The organism is Coleofasciculus sp. FACHB-712 (assembly GCF_014695635.1).
Classification (GTDB): domain Bacteria; phylum Cyanobacteriota; class Cyanobacteriia; order Cyanobacteriales; family FACHB-T130; genus FACHB-T130.
The window spans coordinates 1-3726 of record NZ_JACJOQ010000047.1 but is presented as its reverse complement, the minus strand read 5'-3'; the positions used below and the strand labels follow the sequence as shown (position 1 = coordinate 3726).

Here is a 3726-nt window from a genome sequence, read left to right as displayed (position 1 = left end):
CCTTTTTCTAAAGCTTCTGCCATGAGTGCCAACTTCCGGTGTCGATCGGAAAGTGTTTGCTCGTGGGCAAGTTCCGGTCGGTCTTCTATCAAGATGCAGTAAATCCCCGCTAATTGGTTATGTTGTTTGAGCTGATAACAGAATTCCAAACTGCCCTCCAGACTTGCCTGCAAAATTAAGATATAGGGCAGTCGCTTTTCCAGCAGTGGGATGACTTCATCTAGCTGGGAGGCAGCTTCAACTGCGCCACCGACTAAAGCAGCAATTCGCGTCAGAAATGTTGCCAGAAATGCATCAGTTCCAACAACTAGAACAAAAGCATCCATTAGCGTAGGTATTCCGGAAGAATCAAGGCTCTTTCCCTGTTGACGAAACGTGAGAATTTCTACCACTAGAGTTTTTATGGAGCAACGAAGGAGACGAATGGATAGATGACCCTAGACTGGATGAGCGTGTAGATTGTGGGGCGAAGAAGCGATCGCTCTAGCGGATGCCGCTATACGAGGCTTCTGGCTGCTATGCCATTGAACCGGGTAGCACTACCAAACTCTAACCCGATCGTTGGCACCGACACACTCTGTTACATTCTCAGTTTGCTACAAGTATTAGAGATGGGTATTCCGTTGGCGGTAGAGAATTTTACAAAATCTTCATAAAACTGCCACACTACCCAAATGCTTGAACAACCTGCGAGCAGATTCTTCTTTATGCTGGCAGATAATCGGTATATGTTACCACTCTTGAGAAAGGAAGCGTAAAGCGAGCGATCGCATCCCCATTTGTCAAGAACAGAGGGATTCTCCTTTGGAGACGCTACGCGATCGCGCCTTTTTGCAGCCGATTCATCTGTGATTTCTTGATTCACTACGAAGTCAGTAACCAGACAAAAGCCAGTTAGATTATTACCTAACTGGCTCAAAATTAACCCTAGTAATGCAGAGTATGGTTATTGATAACCTTCAATCGTGTGACCTGCCGCCACGATCGCTTGCTTGATTGTTTCTTCAGAAGCTTGAGCTTCCACTGTCACCGTCTTGGCTTTTACATCCACGTCCACCTTGGCGTCGGGTTCCATCGTATGGATCGTGTCGGTAATCGTTTCTGCACAGCCATTACAGGCGATAGTGGGAACTTTTAGTTGGAGTGCCATAAATTCAATTCAAGTCAATTAAGTTTGCAAGGGTGCGATTCGAGAAGCCTTTATTTTACCGTTGTCACAGTGCTAGATAAATCAGCCTGCTGAGCGATAATGCAGATTCCGCATTCTGGAGCGATCGCGTTAGTCTAGCGCTGACTTGTCAGTTCGCATCCTCGATAAAAATTCCCCTAAAAACATTTTTGGGCTTAGTCGAGTGCGACTAAGCCCGTTAGATCGAAAGGATTGGTTTTCTCAAAAAATGAACTTCAACAACTAGGGTGGACAAGTTTGGCAGCTTCACCTTTATCTTTAGTTTTCCAGCATAGTCCAGTCTTCCCAGACTTTGGTTTGGCTTTGCACCAGCTTGGCTTTTTGCCCCTTCAGTGCTTTTTACCACTACAGTCTATGCTTGGTTGGTTCTTGCTGCTCTTGGGTAACAGACCGGGGACACCGCGTCTATGTTTCCCATTCCGTTTTTCATTTGCCTCCTTGTTTTTCTAACTTCCTGGTGTCCACTATTAAATTAGCATCCCATTTTCGGGCAAAATCCCCTATTTAACTAAACTTGACAAGTCTTTAAATATGGCAAATAAGCGTTAGTAAAGAGAAACAATTCCCCTGCCTTGCACTGCCTGAACGAGAAGGGCTACAACAAGGCATAAACAAATGTAAAAATAGATAAAGTTGACCGATACCAAGCCCTTGTAAATTCCCATGTCTTCTTCCTCCCAGTTCCTTAGCGGTAGCGAAATTCGGCAAAAATTCCTCGACTTCTATGCCCAGCGAGGACATCAAATTTTGCCGAGTGCTTCCTTAGTGCCAGAAGATCCCACCGTACTGCTAACGATCGCCGGGATGCTGCCTTTTAAGCCGATATTTTTAGGACAGCGATCGCCTGAGTTCAAGCGTGCCACGACTTCTCAAAAATGTATCCGCACCAACGATATTGAGAATGTCGGACGGACTGCCCGACATCACACGTTTTTTGAGATGTTGGGTAATTTCAGCTTTGGGGATTATTTCAAAGAACAAGCGATCGCTTGGGGTTGGGAACTGTCAACACAAGTTTTTGGTTTACCCCCAGAACGCCTTGTCGTCAGTGTCTTCCGGGAAGATGAGGAAGCTTATACGATTTGGCGGGATAAAATTGGCGTTCCCGAAGCCAGAATCCAACGCATGGGAGAAGCGGATAACTTCTGGGTATCTGGTCCCACTGGTCCTTGCGGTCCTTGTTCGGAAATTTACTATGATTTCCACCCAGAACGCGGTGATGACAAGATTGATTTAGAAGATGACACCCGGTTCATCGAGTTCTACAACCTGGTGTTCATGCAATACAACCGGGATGCAGAAGGCAACCTAACGCCGCTGCAAAATAAGAACATCGACACGGGGATGGGACTAGAACGGATGGCGCAAATCCTCCAGCAGGTTCCCAACAATTACGAAACTGACCTGATTTTCCCGATCGTCAAAACTGCATCTGAAATCGCCGGAATTGATTACGCCAGCAGCGACGAAAAGACGAAAGTTTCCCTGAAGGTAATTGGGGATCACGTCCGTTCCGTCGTCCACATGATTGCCGATGAAATTCGCGCATCGAATATTGGGCGGGGGTATGTGCTGCGGCGCTTGATTCGGCGCGTGGTGCGTCACGGACGACTGATTGGCATTCAAGGGGAATTTACGCCGCAAGTAGCGGAAACTGCGATCGCGCTTTCCGAATCCGCTTATCCGATCGTCCGGGTGCGAGAAGCACAAATCAAAGCGGAATTGCAACGGGAAGAATCTCGCTTCCTCAAGACACTGGAACGAGGCGAGAAACTGTTGGATGAAATTATCCAGCGGGTGAAACAGGAAGGCAAAACTCAAATTGGCGGACGAGACGCCTTTACTCTCTATGACACCTACGGCTTCCCTGTAGAACTTACTCAGGAAGTTGCAGAGGAAGAAGGACTCACCGTAGACGAGTCAGGCTTCAATGCGGCAATGGAGGAACAGCAAACGCGATCGCAGTCCGCCCACGAAACCATCGATCTCACCCTACAAGGTTCCCTAGATAAGCTAGCCGAACACATTCATAGCACCGAGTTTCTGGGTTATACCCAACCTTCCAGCCAATCGCAAGTAGAAGTGATTCTTGTAGAAGGCAAATCTGTCGAAGCGGCGGAAGCGGGAACACAAGTGCAGATTGTCCTGAATAAGACGCCATTCTACGCAGAATCGGGCGGACAAATTGGCGATCGCGGCTACATCTCCGGCGATTCCGTTTTGGTGCGAGTTGAAGACGTTAAGAAAGAATCCGATTTCTTCGTCCATTTCGGTCGCATCGAACGCGGTACGCTGCGGGTAGAAGATCCTGTAACTGCCCAAATTGACTTGTCTTGTCGCCGTCGCGTGCAAGCGCATCATACAGCAACGCACCTGCTGCAAGCGGCATTGAGGAAATTTGTCGATGAATCGATTACTCAGGCGGGTTCTTTGGTCGCCTTCGATCGGCTGCGATTTGACTTCAACTGTCCTCGTCCCGTGACATCCGAACAAGTACAACAAATCGAAGAGCAAATCAATACTTGGATCGCGGAAGC

The 3726-nt window shown here is 47.7% G+C and carries 2 protein-coding genes and 1 pseudogene; 1 reads left to right on the top strand and 2 read right to left on the bottom strand.

The window, feature by feature from the left end; all coding sequences use genetic code 11:
• Together H6F50_RS00910 and H6F50_RS00905 are read right to left on the bottom strand one after the other, a co-directional pair.
• Positions 1-326 (bottom strand): annotated as a pseudogene (locus H6F50_RS00910) (GGDEF domain-containing protein); the annotation flags it as partial.
• A gap of 620 nt (positions 327-946) precedes the next feature.
• Positions 947-1150, bottom strand: coding sequence for a heavy-metal-associated domain-containing protein (locus H6F50_RS00905; RefSeq protein WP_190411340.1), 204 nt, complete (start codon positions 1148-1150; stop codon positions 947-949).
• A gap of 702 nt (positions 1151-1852) precedes the next feature.
• Here H6F50_RS00905 and alaS point away from each other — a divergent pair.
• A partial coding sequence (gene alaS, locus H6F50_RS00900) for an alanine--tRNA ligase (RefSeq protein WP_190425284.1) occupies positions 1853-3726 on the top strand: 1874 nt, incomplete at its 3' end.

Excerpts from the sequence above, each read along its gene's own strand:
- H6F50_RS00905 (WP_190411340.1), bottom strand. The coding sequence starts at position 1,150 with ATGGCACTCCAACTAAAAGTTCCCACTATCGCCTGTAATGGCTGTGCA.